General features: G+C 46.6%; 14 protein-coding genes and 2 pseudogenes. 6 read left to right on the top strand and 10 right to left on the bottom strand.

Going from position 1 to position 15,508, the window contains the following annotated elements; translation table 11 throughout:
• Window positions 1-8: 8 nt before the first annotated feature.
• Genes NYE35_RS01800 through NYE35_RS01780 form a run of 5 tightly spaced genes read left to right on the top strand, consistent with a single transcriptional unit; the run spans window position 9 to window position 4,299 of the window.
• Entirely contained in the window at window positions 9-854 is an 846-nt protein-coding gene (locus tag NYE35_RS01800; RefSeq protein ID WP_051491496.1) for a carbohydrate ABC transporter permease, read from the top strand.
• 35 nt (window positions 855-889) lie between these two features.
• Window positions 890-2,236, top strand: coding sequence for an ABC transporter substrate-binding protein (locus NYE35_RS01795; RefSeq protein ID WP_081393476.1), 1,347 nt, complete (start codon window positions 890-892; stop codon window positions 2,234-2,236).
• 15 nt (window positions 2,237-2,251) lie between these two features.
• Window positions 2,252-3,040: an HAD family hydrolase gene (locus tag NYE35_RS01790; protein ID WP_076107347.1), complete on the top strand. Its 789-nt coding sequence runs from the start codon at window positions 2,252-2,254 to the stop codon at window positions 3,038-3,040.
• Between the two features lie 11 nt (window positions 3,041-3,051).
• Window positions 3,052-3,378, top strand: coding sequence for a DMT family transporter (locus tag NYE35_RS01785; RefSeq protein ID WP_076107439.1), 327 nt, complete (start codon window positions 3,052-3,054; stop codon window positions 3,376-3,378).
• A gap of 51 nt (window positions 3,379-3,429) precedes the next feature.
• Window positions 3,430-4,299, top strand: a complete 870-nt coding sequence (locus NYE35_RS01780; RefSeq protein WP_036687304.1) for a metallophosphoesterase family protein — start codon at window positions 3,430-3,432, stop codon at window positions 4,297-4,299.
• Window positions 4,300-4,393: 94 nt separating this feature from the next.
• Here the strand turns inward: NYE35_RS01780 and NYE35_RS01775 are convergent, their stop codons facing one another.
• The 7 genes and pseudogenes from NYE35_RS01775 to NYE35_RS01745 all read right to left on the bottom strand — a co-directional run.
• Window positions 4,394-4,843: a hypothetical protein gene (locus NYE35_RS01775; protein WP_036687301.1), complete on the bottom strand. Its 450-nt coding sequence runs from the start codon at window positions 4,841-4,843 to the stop codon at window positions 4,394-4,396.
• Between the two features lie 33 nt (window positions 4,844-4,876).
• On the bottom strand, window positions 4,877-5,794 hold the full coding sequence (locus NYE35_RS01770) for an ABC transporter ATP-binding protein (protein WP_280513446.1): 918 nt from the start codon (window positions 5,792-5,794) through the stop codon (window positions 4,877-4,879).
• Window positions 5,787-6,806 (bottom strand): ABC transporter ATP-binding protein, encoded by a 1,020-nt coding sequence (locus NYE35_RS01765; RefSeq protein ID WP_341120034.1) that lies wholly within the window; start codon window positions 6,804-6,806, stop codon window positions 5,787-5,789. Before NYE35_RS01765 ends, NYE35_RS01770 begins: the two co-directional genes overlap by 8 nt.
• Window positions 6,807-6,821: 15 nt before the next feature.
• On the bottom strand, window positions 6,822-7,667 hold the full coding sequence (locus NYE35_RS01760) for an ABC transporter permease (protein WP_036687295.1): 846 nt from the start codon (window positions 7,665-7,667) through the stop codon (window positions 6,822-6,824).
• A 4-nt stretch (window positions 7,668-7,671) separates the two neighbouring features.
• Complete coding sequence (locus NYE35_RS01755; protein WP_036687292.1) at window positions 7,672-8,622, bottom strand: ABC transporter permease; 951 nt, start codon at window positions 8,620-8,622, stop codon at window positions 7,672-7,674.
• Between the two features lie 69 nt (window positions 8,623-8,691).
• Window positions 8,692-10,308 (bottom strand): ABC transporter substrate-binding protein, encoded by a 1,617-nt coding sequence (locus NYE35_RS01750; protein WP_076141416.1) that lies wholly within the window; start codon window positions 10,306-10,308, stop codon window positions 8,692-8,694.
• A gap of 127 nt (window positions 10,309-10,435) precedes the next feature.
• Window positions 10,436-10,596: pseudogene (locus NYE35_RS01745) on the bottom strand (peptidylprolyl isomerase); the annotation flags it as partial.
• A 434-nt stretch (window positions 10,597-11,030) separates the two neighbouring features.
• Between NYE35_RS01745 and NYE35_RS01740 the strand changes: the two are divergent.
• Window positions 11,031-12,608 carry a glycosyltransferase family 2 protein gene (locus tag NYE35_RS01740; RefSeq protein WP_341120032.1) on the top strand — a complete coding sequence of 526 codons (1,578 nt, stop codon included), beginning with the start codon at window positions 11,031-11,033 and terminating at the stop codon, window positions 12,606-12,608.
• 55 nt (window positions 12,609-12,663) lie between these two features.
• On the opposite strand, the pseudogene NYE35_RS01735 reads toward NYE35_RS01740, so the two are convergent.
• The 3 genes and pseudogenes from NYE35_RS01735 to NYE35_RS01725 all read right to left on the bottom strand — a co-directional run.
• Window positions 12,664-13,665 (bottom strand): annotated as a pseudogene (locus tag NYE35_RS01735) (AAA family ATPase); the annotation flags it as partial.
• A gap of 389 nt (window positions 13,666-14,054) precedes the next feature.
• Window positions 14,055-14,324, bottom strand: a complete 270-nt coding sequence (locus tag NYE35_RS01730) for a holin (RefSeq protein WP_076205571.1) — start codon at window positions 14,322-14,324, stop codon at window positions 14,055-14,057.
• 2 nt (window positions 14,325-14,326) lie between these two features.
• Window positions 14,327-15,481 (bottom strand): N-acetylmuramoyl-L-alanine amidase family protein, encoded by a 1,155-nt coding sequence (locus NYE35_RS01725; protein WP_341120029.1) that lies wholly within the window; start codon window positions 15,479-15,481, stop codon window positions 14,327-14,329.
• Window positions 15,482-15,508: the final 27 nt, after the last annotated feature.

Here is a 15,508-nt window from a genome sequence, read left to right as displayed (position 1 = left end):
AACGACTGATGAATGCAACGATCGTACGCGTGGGCAAGCTGACCCGCCATCTATTTTTTACAGCTATTGCACTGATCATGGCCTTCCCCTTCTATTGGATGGTCACCAGCGCCTTAAAAACCAATGATGAAATCTGGCAGTCTCCGCCCACAATCTGGCCTAAGGATCCGCTGTGGAGTAATTTTTCAGCCGCCTGGCACGAAGCCCCTTTCTTCAGATATATGGGCAATAGCATATTTGTCGCTGTGTCGATTGTTATTTTGCAGGTAATAAATTCCGGGATGATGGCCTATGCGCTTACGCATATGAAATTCCGCTTCAGAGGGCTGTTCTCAGGCGTTATTCTTTTCGGCTACATGGTTCCAGCCACCGCTGTTTATCTTCCCGGATATTTGGTATTGTCCCAGCTCCATCTACTGGATTCATATGCCGGATTAATTCTATCCAACTGTGTAAGTGTCTTCTCCATTTTTCTAATTCGCCAGGCCTTCCTTCAGGTTCCCCATGAGCTAGTGGAGGCTGGAGAAGTGGACGGTTCCTCGCATATGCGGATTCTGTGGACCATTCTTGTCCCCATTACACGTTCTTCCTTTGCTGTGCTAGCCCTGATCACCTTCATTGATCAGTACAATAACTATTTCTGGCCGATGCTGATCACCAAAGACCCTAATCTCCAGCTAGTCTCGGCGGGTCTGCGTAGTTTCTTTACTCAAGGAGGTGCTTACGGATTAAAATGGCCGCTGATCATGGCCGCTAGCGCATTCACCATCGCCCCGTTGCTGCTAGTATTTCTACTAGCTCAGAAAACGATCATGCAAAGTGTCAACATGACCGCTGGTTCCAGCAAAGGATAAGCTAACAATTCTATTTTAATAAGAGGAGAATGATGATGAACGTATTGAAGAGACTGTCCACCCTGTCTTTGGTTGCCGGATTTACAATGTTAACAGCTTGCGGAGGAAATGCGAATACAGGCAATGTTACAGCGGCAAATGGAGCTTCTTCCTCCCCCTCCACAGAGGCTGCACCCACACAAAATGCGCCGGTAACGATTGAATTCTGGTATGGTCTCGGCGGCAAGCTTGGTGAGAATATGGAGGCACTGATTCAGAAATTTAATACCTCTCAGCAAGAGGTCATCGTCAAAGGTATCGCGCAGGCAGACTACACTGAAACCGAACAGAAGCTGCAAGCAGCTATCGCTACAGGAAAAGTGCCTGCGGCTGCTCTCTCCTCCAATGTAGATTGGGCCCGTAAAGGATATTTCGCTCCGATAGACGAGCTTATGGCACTGCAGCCAGATTTTAATAAAGAGGATTTTGTCCAAACCTTTCTAAATCAGGGCCAGGTTGATGGTAAGCAATACTTCCTGCCGATGTATGGAACAACGCAGGTCATGTACTATCGCAAAGATGTTTTTGAGAAGAATGGAATTGATGCTAGCACACTAAAGACTTGGGAAGATCTAGCTGCCGCAGCTGCGAAAATGACAGTGAAAGACGACGGCAAAACCACCCTTTATGGTTGGGAGCCTATGTGGGGTTCAGGGAACATGATTGATGCCGTACTCAGCAAAGGAGGCACTATCCTTAGTGAGGATGGAAAACAAGTTATGGTCGACTCTAAAGAGTGGATTGAAACCTGGGATTTGTTCCGCAAGTGGATTCACGAGGATAAGATCATGCGAATTCATTCCGGCGGTCAAGGCTGGGAGTATTGGTACAAGACGATTGACGATGTAATGAAGGGTCAATCCGCAGGCTACACCGGCTCCAGCGGCGATCAGGGAGACTTGGACTTCAGCATTGTTTCGGCTATGGAGCAGCCAGGCTGGGCAGGGATCGGTGAGGGCAAACCCGTAGCCCAAGCACTTATGGCCGGCATTCTATCCAAAGCTAACGACAGTGAAAAGGAAGCAGCTATAAAATGGCTAACCTACTTCACAAATGCTGAGAATACTGCGTCCTGGTCCATTAATACGGGATATATTTCGGTGCGCCAATCCGCATTGCAAGACCCGGCATTTGTGTCATTCAGCGAAAGCAATCCACAGATTAAGGTCCCATTGATGCAAGCTTCTCATGGTTCTGCACCTTTCCAAGACCCAACTGGCGGCAAAATTAACGATGCGTTGACAATCGCCGCAGATAAGGTGCAAATTGAGAATATCCCAGCAGCACAAGCACTTAAGGAAGCACAAGAAACGGCACAAGCAGCGCTTGATAAATTAAAATAAAGGGCGGTGGACTTCATGTCTGAGCTCATCACTCCGCAAGGCAGATACACTGTAGCAGCTATTCTATTCGATAAGGATGGTACGCTGCTCCAGTTCGTATCCCTCTGGGGCAGCTGGGGCGAATGTTTTTTAGAGAGATTCACGAAGTATATGAAGGAAAAAGGACTACAGATTGCAGAAGAGCAGCTCCCTGCATTAATGGGAACTATACACAATGCCCAGGGGAGCATTACCAATTATGATCGCAACGGACCGCTGGCTATGGGGACTATGAGTGATCTTTATGCCATTCTGTCATGGCAGGGTTATCTGCAAGGTTTATCTTGGGCGGAGTCCATGGAGCTTGTCCATCAATGCCGTCTCGAAGCGGATGTTATGTTAGAAGAGAAACGCCCTGTTCACTCCCTTCCGGGACTTCATCGTTTTCTTGATGAGTGCGTGAGTGCAGGCATCCCTCTCGCCGTGGTGACCGCAGATGAAACAGAGGCCGCAGACAAACATCTCCAATGGCTGGGCATACGGCATTATTTCTCCGAAGTAATTGGAACAGATCTTGTGGATCAGGGTAAACCTTTCCCCGACATGGTGCAGCTGGCCTGCAAAAGGTTAGCCGTGGAACCCGCGTACACAGCGGTTATCGGCGATACTAACGGGGATATGCGAATGGCTAAAGCAGCGGGTGTACAGGTAGCTATCGGCCTAGCAGAAAGCGAAGGTACTAGTGCTTCAACACATATTCTCCCGGATGCAGATCTCATTGTACAATCTTATGCTGAGCTCAGAATTGAGGTTACTTCCCTGTGAGAATAGAAGGAATGTGGGCATGGATGTTTCTGACGCTGGCTATTGTGTTCGAACTCTCAGGGACCATCTCAATGAAAATATCTCAGGGGTTCACCCAGCTCTGGCCTTCCGTGCTTATGTTCCTGTTCTATGGAGCCAGCTTCACCTCCCTGAATTATGCTCTCACCTCGATTAAGGTAGGCGTAGCTTATGCGATATGGTCAGGAGCGGGAATCATCCTGATTTCCTTCATGGGAACCCTGTTCTTTGAAGAAAAGCTAACCCTATCCTCACTAGTATGGATAGCCGTCATCATTGTCGGGATCATAGGACTGAACATTAGCGGCAAGACGCATTAGCGAACAGCAACAGTATTGGATAGGTTCATAGATGAAGGAGGATGCCCAAACATGAGTACGAACACATCACCTGAAGATAAACCAGTTATCACCTTTCAGATCATTACGGATACCCATGTCACTGCTGACCGCAATCATGAGTACAATCTTAACTTCGAGCTGGCACTCCGTGATATAGCAGCGCATGGGGAAGGCAGCAGCGGGATTATGCATATCGGTGATGTCACAGACCACGGCTTCCCTGCTGAATACGAAGAAATGCTTCGTATCCTCAAACAATATAAAACCGACCTGCCCGAGATTACCTTTACCTTAGGCAATCATGATGTGGGGCTCGGAAATTGGGAATCACGTTTAGGAATGTATACGTCACAGACCGGAATGTCCGGACCCTATCATGATCACTGGATCAATGGCTATCATTTTATTTTGCTAGGGACGGAGCAAGGATTGCCCAAGTTCTGTGATCTCTCCTCTGAGCAGCTTGATTGGCTGGAGCATAAGCTTGGAGAGCAAGCTTCACCAGAGCAGCCTATCTTTCTCTTCCTGCATCAACCGCTTAAAGACACCGTAGCCGGATCACTGGAATCGCAAGATTGGTATGGTGTCACACAAGATAAGGAATTAAAAGAAATTCTGTCGAGATATCCCCAGACCTTGTTATTCACTGGACATACCCATTGGGAGCTGGAGGTAAACAACACTATGTTCCCTGGCCATGGAGAGATCGCAACGATGTTTAATGCTGCTTCTGTCGCCTATCTTTGGACTAATGAAGATAAACATAAGACGGGCAGCCAAGGCTTCTATGTGGAAGTGTATAGCGATAAAGTGCTTGTCCGGGGCAGAGATTTTAAGACAGGAAGCTGGATTGAGGCTGCACAATATGAGGTAGCTTACCCAGCGGTAAGCGTATATTAATGATAAGCATTTAAGCGAGAAATATAACAAAAAAAACGATTGTGCACAGGGAGTCCTTCCCCGCAACAATCGTTTTTTACTGTAGCTATTCAGCTTATCGTCCAATGGGCGCAATCCGGTAGACAGCTGTATCTCCATCCGCTGCCTTCGTATCGCTCTCGATCTGCCAACCGAAGGACAACACAGAGGCCAAACGTTCCTTCTCGGCCAAGGTTAAAGCCACCTCAGCGGCTTCCTTACCTTCCTCAAGCTCCAGAGCCGCTTCTTTGCCCAGAGCTACCCATATCCAGCTGCGAATCCCACGAATCGTATTGTATTTGATCTGATAGCCTGTCTTCACCGCTTGCCCGAACAACTCCGGCTGCTCTGACTGCAACGCGGTCAGCTGCTTATAATCAAATTGGTATTCGCTCTCGTCAACGGGCAAATCGCCCTCTGCCACTTTACGAAGAATATCCTCATCAGACCACCCCAAGGAGCGGAGTGATTCCACCAATAACGCATCCCACTGGGATAACTTTACCCGGTTTAAGTTCTCTGACATTCTGATCCCTCCCAATCTATATATAGAGTCTAATCATACCGTAAAATCATAAGCAACATAATGGCCCGGGCTTACTTCCTGTAGTGTAGAAGTCTCAGCTCTGCCGTACTCTTGCGAGTATCCGTCTAAAATAATTCTCTGATTGGCCCGCCGGGGATCCGTCTCCAAGATGGAAGACAGCAGCGCCTTTGTATAAGGATGAATAGGATTATCGTACAGCTCATCACTTTCGGCTACCTCTACTAGTCGACCGCCATACATCACGCCGATCCGGTCAGAAATATGCCGTACCATCGACAGATCATGTGCGACAAAGAGATAGGTCAAGCCAAATTCGGACTGCAAATCCTCCAGCATGTTCACTACCTGGGCCTGGACAGACACGTCCAGCGCTGAGATCGGCTCATCACACACGACAAACTCAGGTCTTACGGACAATGCTCTGGCAATCGAAATCCGCTGGCGTTGTCCACCGCTGAATTCATGCGGGAAGCGGTAGAGATGTTCTCTTTTTAAACCTACCTTTTCCAGCAATGCCGCAACAGCTTCTTTGCGTTCTTCACCTTCGTGGATGCCGTGGATTTTCATAGGCTCACTGATCAGATCAAGCACATTTAAGCTTGGATTAAGTGAAGAATAGGGATCTTGGAAGATCGACTGAATGCGTCTGCGAAAAGGTTTTAACTGCTTCTCTCCAAGCTTGCTCAGCGGCTGCCCGTCAAAAGACACTTCACCGTCTGTGTAATCATATAAGCGCAGCAAGCAGCGTCCAACCGTGGACTTGCCGCTTCCTGACTCTCCAACCAGCCCAAAGGTCTCTCCCTGACGAATCTGAAAGCTTACGCCATCTACTGCCTTAAGCACCGATGTATCGCGTCCCCACATATCCTTGCCTTTGGAGAAATGTTTTTTGAGATTATTTACGTCCACTAGAATCTTATTGTCACTCAACCGAACCGCTCCCTTCAACGCCAGCTACGGCTGGAGTCTCCTGCACACCATCTGCTAACCAGCACATCGAACGGTGACCGGGCGATAATTCGATTACCGGAGGACGTTCGCTGCAACGGGCAAAAGCATTAGGGCAACGTTCCATAAAGGGACAGCCAGAAGGAGGATTCAACAAATCCGGAGGTGTGCCTTCGATTGGAGTCAGACGTTCACGTGATTTGCCGTCACGTTTCGGGATCGAGCGAAGCAGACCTTTCGTGTAAGGATGCTGTGGGCGGTAAAAAATATCCTCCACCGTACCTTCCTCCATCACTAGTCCACCATACATTACGATAACCCGTGTACATACCTGAGCCACCACACCCAAATCATGGGTGATCAGTGCTATAGCTGTACTGGTATTATTTTTTAGCTCTTTAAAAAGATCAAGAATTTGGGCCTGTATCGTTACATCAAGCGCAGTTGTCGGCTCATCCGCAATCAATAGCTCTGGCTGGCAGGAAAGAGCCATGGCGATCATGACCCGCTGCCGCATCCCGCCGCTGAATTCATGCGGATACTGCTGCAGCCGCTGCTCAGGATTATTTATACCCACCTGCCGCAGGATACTTGCTGCTTCTTTGAACGCTTCTTCCTTATTTAAGCCGCGATGCCGCCGGATGACCTCCGTAAGCTGCTGGCCGATTTTTTTCACAGGATTAAGAGAGGTCATGGGATCCTGAAACACCATCGCTATGCGGTTGCCGCGTAGTTTTCTCCACTCTTTTTCCGAAAGGTTAGATAAATTCTCACCCCGAAAATTAATATTTCCAGCGATAATTTTACCCGGAGGTGTAATCAACGACATAATCGCCTTCGCAGTTACACTTTTCCCGCTTCCGGATTCACCAACAATCCCTACCGTTTCTCCAGCATCTATATGAAAGCTAACGCCACGAACTGCCTGATTCTCCCCATCTCGAGTTTGGAAGGAAACCTTCAAATTCTCAACAGACAATAGCCGTTCCGTCATGATGTCTTCACACTCCTATCTTCGGATCAGCTTCGGTTCAAAGCCAACCCGCAAAATATCGCCCAGAACATTAAAGCTCAGAACCGTTAATAGTATCAATAACCCCGGGAACAATGCCAAATAAGGTGCCTGAGCGATATATCCCTGTGCATTGTTAAGCATACTGCCCCAAGTGGCATTCGGAGGTTGTACCCCGAACCCAAGGAAGCTTAGGGACGACTCCATCATAATCGCGGAAGCGATATTATTCGTCGCACCTACAATCACAACAGGTACTAGCCCCGGAAGAATATGACGCCAGATAATTCCGAAGTTGCTCTGGCCGGAAGCTTTTGCATATAGTACATATTCCCGTTCTTTAATCGTCATCGTCTCCGCACGAATCACACGGGCAATGTTCATCCACATTAATAGAGCAATAATTAAAATGATGTTTCCTACACTCGGCTTCAGAAATACGCTGAGCAGCAGCAGCACAAGGAAAGATGGAATGGACATCACTACATCAAGCATCCGCATCAATAGATTATCAATCCATCCGCCAAAATATCCACTGATTACGCCCACCGTCACACCTATACCCGTGGCAATGATCATTGAAGCAAAACCAACTAGCAAAGATACCCGGCCACCATACAAAGCTCGGGCAAAATAGTCCCGGCCGTAATCATCCGTACCAAACCAATGATCCGCTCCGGGCGCTTTCAAACGTGCCAAAACATCCATTGCATTCGGATCATGTCCGGACAAAAAAGCAAATATAGAGCCTAGTGTGAAGACGATTAAAGTAATGAGGGCTGCGACACCCAATTTATTCGTAAATAGCTCATCTCCAACACTTTTCCATTTACTGCGATTCATGAGGTCACCTCGTTAATTTAATTCGTGGGTCCACGAAGCTATATAGAATATCCGCGACCAGATTGCCGATTATCAGCATTAAAGAAGAGAACAAAGTTATTCCCATAATTACGGGATAATCCATCCCTTTAACCGCAGTCATTCCTAAAGAGCCAATACCCGGCCATGAAAATACCGTCTCCGTTACAATTGCACCCGCCACCAGATCACCCATCGACATCCCGAGCAATGTAATTACTGGCAACAGTACATGCTTAAGCACGTGACGGAACAGAATCGTTGTCTTGCTGGATCCAAAAGCATATTGAATCTGCACATACTCTTCTTTTAGCTGTCCAATCGTACTAGAGCGGATGTATCGTACGTAACCGGCCAGAAATCCAAAAGCCAATACGGCGCAAGGCAGAATACCATGCTTCAATACATCAACCGCTGATTCCACACCAATGGTTCGCATCCCCATAATAGGCAGCAGGTGCAGCTTAATTGCAAATAAGTACATAAGTAATATGGCCAGCCAAAATAAAGGTACTGAAATTCCGATATAGGATAAAAAGTTAATTAGTTTATCCACCCAGCGGTTCCGGTTAGCTCCAGCAAGCAGACCCATCGGGATCGCCAACAGAACGGCTAAGCCGATTGCACTGCCCATCAAACCTGCTGTTGCAGGTAAACGTTCTAGAATTTGCTCCAATACAGGCTGATGATTCACAAGGGAATAACCGAAATTGCCCTGCAGTACTTCTTTGATCCATATAAAATATTGAATGTAGGCTGGCTTATCCAGCCCAAGGTTATGCCGGATGCGCTCAATATCATCCGCGTGCATATTCGGCGTAACGAAGGATAGTACCGGATCCCCCGGAGCCAGCTTAATCATCGCAAAGCACACAACCGAGACAAAAAACAGCATCGGCAGGGTTTGCAGTAATCTTCGGACGATAAGTTGTCTCATACGTATATTCTCCCAGTTCTATATCGGTAAAAAAATAAGCTGGATTGACCAGCTTATTTTTTCCCGTTCTTATTTAAGGTAGATTTTCGATAAATCTTCAAAAATAACGACAGGCTTCAAGACTGCTTCTTCTAGACCGCCGTAGTTCTTGGAGACAGCTACAATAGTCTTAGTATTAGCAATTGGATAAATCGGTGCATCGTCAGCAATGATCTCTTGGATCTTCTTATAGATCTCACCACGTTTAGTCACATCTGCTTCTCCTGCACCATCATTGAACAACTTATCGACTTCAGCATTATTATAATGCGAGTAGTTAGAGTCTGCAGTAGATGTATACAAAATTCTGTAAGCATCAGGATCGTAACCCATAATATAACCTGCAATCGCAAGTTCAAAATCTGTTGAATTCATATCACTGAATTTCTGACCATATGCCGAGGCATCCATATTTTGCAGTTCAACTTCAGCGCCAATGGCCTTTAGCTTTTGCTGCACGTATAGTGAAATGGCTTCCTGAGCTTTATTACCGCTCGATACAATCAATCTCAATTTCAGATCGCTAACCCCTGCCGATTGCAGAAGCTCTTTGGCTTTTTCTACATCATTATCAAAAGAAGGTACGTCATTAGTATAGAACAATGCATCCGGAGTCAAAAAGGACTTCGCCGGGTCTGCATACTCGTTAGAGGTATAAGCAGCCTGAATGATTTCATCACGACTTAGGGCTAGAGACAAGGCTTGACGAACTTCTTTTTTAGCAAGAGCACCTCTATCACTGTTTGCATTGAACAACAGGTAGGACAATCGGCCTTCACTATAAGGCAGGATTTCGAAATTGTTCGAAGCCTCAATCGTTCCAACATCCTGTGGATCTAGATACTTAATGTTGATCTCACCATTCTGAAGTGCGAGATTCGCAGCATTCGTATCTTTAGCAATCCGGTACGTTATAGAATCAAGATGTGGTTTGCCACCAAAGTAGTTATCAAATCTCTCGAGCGTAACATATTCGCCTGCTTTGTATTCTTTAAATTTAAATGGGCCAGATCCAACCGGAGCAGCATTCTTGGTGCTTTTCTCTAGATCCGTCTCATTCTCAAAAATATGCTTTGGAATCGGAAATACTTGCACTAGTGTAGCTTCAAAAGCTGGGCTGACCTGCGGAAGCTTGAACTCTACAGTCAGATCATCCACCTTAACTGCCTTAACGGGTTTATCACCGATGAATAAGTTCGCTCTCAACATGCTGTTTTGCTTCTCATCGAGGATGCTATCAATCGTGAACACGACATCGTCAGCTGTAAGCTTTTCTCCGTCATGCCAAGTTAGTCCACTTTTCAGTTTCAATGTATAAGTCAGGTTATCTTCGGAAAGTGTCAGGCTGTCTGCCAAGTAGAAGGTCTTCTCTCCGTTATTCACTTGGAACAATGGCGCGTAGAGCGCTTGGTCAATCGTCAGACTGACACGATCACCAGCATAGTTCGGATTTAGAATGACAGGATCTGCAGCGACCCCAATAATTAAGTTGCCACCATCTTTTGGTTCAGTGCTTGCTGTCGATCCTTCAGTAGCCGTAGGCGTCTGATTTGTATTTGTGGAAGCGGCGTTATTTCCCCCGGAGCACGCGCTAATCAAAAATGTTAACAAAACCAAAGTAATAACTCCAGATAATCCTTTACGCATAAGTTTCTCCCCCGTGTCTATATTGTCTTTGTTTGTTTTTTATATTGTATATCGGGATACTAGGAATTACAATGGATAGCATTTCACATTAATGTAATATTGAGGGAACTGAAAATTCCGACCTTTTTCATGACTCATCCCCACGCTTTAAAGTATCCACATGGTCCATACCTGAAATGACTCTTCCGAATACAGTATGCCAAGGGTCGCAATACCCCCTTGGACAATAAATCCACGAACCACACGTTGGAAAGTCAGACCGTTATAAAAACCTTGATGGACCAGCTTCATCGTGACTACTCTCCTAAACTCTGTTCAGCCACCAATATGAGCTTCAGTCTTCGCTGTCTCTTCCGGTACGTATATTTCCTCAACATCCCCATCCAGCAGAGGTCGGTATTTACCTTTGCATCATACCAGAACACATCCGCACGAGGATTCATGGCCAGTAACAGATTGATTAACTACTGAGCTTTTAGTGGTGATTTATCCATAGTCTCATTCCTGTGCTCATCTGGCTGGCATTCTTATCTAATTATCCGGTAATTGTACAGCAGATCCATAAAAATTAATATATCTAAAAAGTTCAATTTATCCAACTCTCATTTCTCATTTACTATAAGAACTTTGCGAAATAAGGATTATTACTATCTAACTGTAAATATATTGAGAACATACCTATACCTCTCGGAAGAAAGGGAGAGTCCCCCAAGGAGGCCGCAATGAATAAGACACGCGTATTAATCGGCAGCCCGATCCATCAAAAGCCCAATGTGTTGCGAGAATTTCTGAATTCCCTGCTGCGCCTGAATATCGAGCAAATCGAACTGGATTTCCATCTGATTGATGACAATGATGATGAAGCGTCCAGCCGACTGCTCCAGGAATTCAAAAGCAAGGGTGAGCATATTTTTATTCAAAGCTCCGGCTTTCACGATGCGTACATTCGCAATGATACGACCCACTTTTGGAATTCTGATTTAGTCTGGAAAGTCGCCAACTTCAAAAACCTCATGATTAACCGAGCGCAAACCCTGAACTATGACTACCTCTTCCTGATCGACTCTGACCTCATCCTCCACCCAGATACGCTAAGACATTTAATAGGGACGAACAAAGATATTATTTCAGAAGTATTTTGGACACAGTGGCAGCCAGATACCATGTTTCAGCCGCAGGTCTGGATGCATGACGAATACAATCAGTGGGAGATACTTCCCGGCGAAAAACTGCAACCCGAGGAGATCAACCGCAGATTTCATGAATTCATAGCCAAACTCCGCAATCCTGGAATCTATGAAGTGGGGGGTCTCGGCGCTTGTACATTGATTAGCCAGCATGCGTTAAAAGCCGGGGTAAGCTACAATCAGATCCGGAACATTTCATACTGGGGCGAGGATCGCCATTTCTGCATTCGTGCCGCGGCCCTTGGCATTCCACTATTTGTTGATACCCATTATCCTGCCCTTCATTTGTACAGAGATAGTGATTTGAGCAAGGTTGAAGATTTCATCAGAGAAACAACAGGGGTAAAAGCTGAATCGGCACCCACACCCATCGAGGAAAATTCCAATGAGGCTGCAGCTGCTCCTATAACCAAAAAGCGCCCCAAGCTAACCCTTACCATGGTTGTAAAAAATGAAAGCGGGCGCTTCCTGCGACAGGTTCTGGAGGAACACCGCAAATATATCGATGAGGCTGTCATTATTGATGACGGCAGCACAGACAATACAGCAGCTGTCTGTCTGGAAGCACTTGACGGCATTCCCGTTCATCTCGTGCATAATACCGAATCCAAGTTCAGCAATGAAATTGAGCTGCGAAAACAGCAGTGGGAGGAAGTCCTAAAGACAAATCCCGAGTGGATTCTGAGTCTGGATGCGGATGAGATCTTTGAAGCCAGCTTCGCGGAAAATATAGATACCTTGCTGTTTGCTGATGGGGTCGATCTGTTCTGCTTCCGCCTTTACGATTTATGGAACGCGAACCATTACAGGGAGGATACCTACTGGCGCTCTCATCTGAACTACCGCCCTTTTTTGCTTCGCTATAAAGAAGACTTCAACTATGTATGGAATGAATCCCCACAGCACTGTGGGCGATTCCCGGAAAATATCTTCGAGCTGTCTCATCAGCTAAGCAACCTGCGGCTCAAGCATCTCGGTTGGTCCAAAGCCGAGTTCCGGCTCGAAAAATATCTGCGTTATATGCTCCTCGACCCCGACGGCAAATACGGCTGGAAAGAGCAATATATGTCCATCTTGGATGAACAGCCTCATCTAATCCCTTGGGTGGAGTGAGGCTTACAATAAAAAGGACGTCCACAAAGCCGTTACGGTTTTGTGGACGCTTTTTTTATTCCGAACTCAATTCAGAACTCTGTGGCCCATCGACTTCTGGCTTCAGAATGGTTACCGCAAGCTCGTTGCCGGATTCATCTACCTGAATAACTGATCCCTCTGCGGCTTCACCAGCAATAATCGCACGTGCCACACGTGTCTCCAAGCTGCGCTGGATGAATCTTTTCAACGGTCTTGCCCCATACACAGGATCAAAACCTTCCTTAGCGATAAAACGCACCGCCGATTCAGTTAATGCCAGCCCGATCTCCCGTTCTGCCAGACGTAGACGCAATCCATCCACCAGTTTGTCCACAATTTTCTCGATCTCACCCAGTGTCAGCGGCTTGAACATTACAATGTCATCCACCCGGTTCAGGAACTCTGGACGGAAATGACCACTCAGTTCCTTCATCACTCTATCCTTGGCAGCTTCCGTGAGCTGACCTTTTTCATCGGTGCCTTGAATCAGATGAGGTGAACCGATATTGGAAGTCATAATGATGATTGTATTCTTGAAGTCAACCATTCGGCCTTGTGAATCAGTCAGCCGTCCATCATCAAGCAGCTGCAGCAGAATGTTAAACACATCGGGATGCGCCTTCTCCACTTCATCGAGCAGCACTACAGTATAAGGCTGACGCCGCACAGCTTCCGTGAGCTGCCCGCCTTCCTCATATCCAACATATCCTGGAGGTGCGCCGACGAGACGGGAGACACTATGCTTTTCCATATACTCCGACATATCTATACGGATCATGCCATCTTCGCGGTCAAAAAGAGATACCGCAAGCGACTTAGCCAGCTCAGTCTTCCCTACACCCGTCGGGCCAAGGAACAGGAATGAACCAATCGGGCGATTCGGATCTTTGATTCCTGCTCTTGCCCGAAGCACCGCATCGGCCACCAAGCTGACGGCTTCGTCTTGGCCCACTACCCGTTCATGCAGCGTATCCTCCAGACGCAGCAGCTTATCCCGTTCGCCTTCTACCAGTCGGCTAACCGGAACACCCGTCCATACATAACTATTACAAATATCATGGAATTACCGCAACCATGTAGGTGCAGCATCAACTAGTTTCCATTCTCCGTTTATGTAAATGTAACAATATGAAATTCCTTCGTGGACCACGTAGAATACATCTGATTGTTTGGGTTTAGTCGGAAATGGGGTTCTCGGGGATTTTGTTGCGATGCTCATCCATTTATGTAGTTCCTCATAGCTTGTTGCCCGTTCAAGTATTTTATGAGGTGTACAGTCGGGCCAGCCTCCGCGATTGAGTATATATGAAGAAACGTGTTCAGCCATCGGTATAGTTATGAGAGTTGGTTGTATAGGCATGTAATCACTCCTTACCACCATTATAAACAAAAATAGCCCCTGCGCTAGGCAAGGGCTTTTAGTCGTTACTTGGTGTGACCGGGATTGTTCTTCACCAGCTCGAAGATTCCTGTAGAGGATAGCCCGGCGAATGCTCCTGCCCATAGGCGCGGTACCGTTTCGAGGTCGGTGAAGATATAGCCAAGGTATCCAGCCAACAAACCGATCACAAGTCCAATGATGGGAATTAGGTTCTTCGGTACGCTGACGGTAGTCTTAACCAACTGCAGGAACGCCAACACGATTGCAGCCAGCACCGAAGCAAACACCATTACTTGATTCAGCATGTCATTCATGGTTAAACAGCCTCCTTAGGGTAAATGAGTACACGTTTGGTATTAACAGCATCAGGATCCAAGAATACACTCTTAACTAATCCAAGACTCTGTAAGTCAATTGATTTAATATAGCTGGAACCATTGATGATCTTCGTCTCAAGCACATTTCCGTTTACAACGATTGATTTTTTATCGAACAGCCATGTGTTAATTCCCAAAGCATTGAAGGAATCACGTACAGGTATCCAGCTGCGTCCTTCAATCAGCAGCCCCAACAGTGAAGTTTGACCGATGATGATCTCCACCGGAAACATTCCGGACGGAAGCACTACAGGTTTGGATACCTCGATGTACTGGCGGCCGAAGAACTGGCAAAAGCCGCGTGCGATCTCTTCTGCACATTCCTCACGGTAGGCATCGGACATCAGCAGTTTTGCTTCGTCTGGATTGTCCATGAACGCACCTTCAACAAGTATGCCAGGCATATCAGCTTCACGAGTAATGTGTAAGTTAGATGTCTTCAGTCCGCGATTGATCAATGGAGTGCCTTTTACAAGATACTCCTGTACGTCCTGCGCGAGCTTCTTACCTTCCTTTGAGCCAGCGCGGTAATAGATTTCAATTCCTTTCACCTTACTGTTCCAAGTGCTTCCTGCTGCGTTAGCATGTACGGATATGATAGCATCTGCTTTACGCCCGAATCCATTAGAGATTTTGTTGTTGGCTAGGTCCGTACGGGTTTTAAGTGGGGTGTCCTTATCCCCCGCGGATACATGCAGAACATCGAAGTTATTTCGCTTCAGGTGAACGTTCAACTTATCTATAACTGCACGATTAAATTCGTTTTCCTTCATATAAGTACCGTCTGGAAATAGCGGTGTACGTTTCCCGGCAGTTTCCATCCCATGTCCGTCATCAGTTGCTATTAGTATCTTTTGTTCGTTCATCTGGTATCGCCCTCCCTGGTCTGTGACCACCTGTGATAAGTTCGATAATGTAGTTGAGCTCTTCCGATCCAGTCTCTTTAATTGTTTCGTACGACCATACAATTTCGTCGGCTGCCATTTTCGCCCACCTAACAATTCGATTTGGTTTGTTGCCCATCTTCGCCAGTCCTCATTTTCATCTGCCAGATAAGGGAAGTGCGCGGTGAGAAATCTCTTGAACATCTTCATTCCTGACCGTTTCCCGAATAGGTAGAA

Source organism: Paenibacillus sp. FSL L8-0494, from assembly GCF_038003695.1.
Lineage (GTDB): Bacteria > Bacillota > Bacilli > Paenibacillales > Paenibacillaceae > Paenibacillus_AQ > Paenibacillus_AQ odorifer.
The sequence above is the reverse complement of the archived record's forward strand: the minus strand, read 5'-3'. Positions and strand labels throughout refer to the sequence as shown.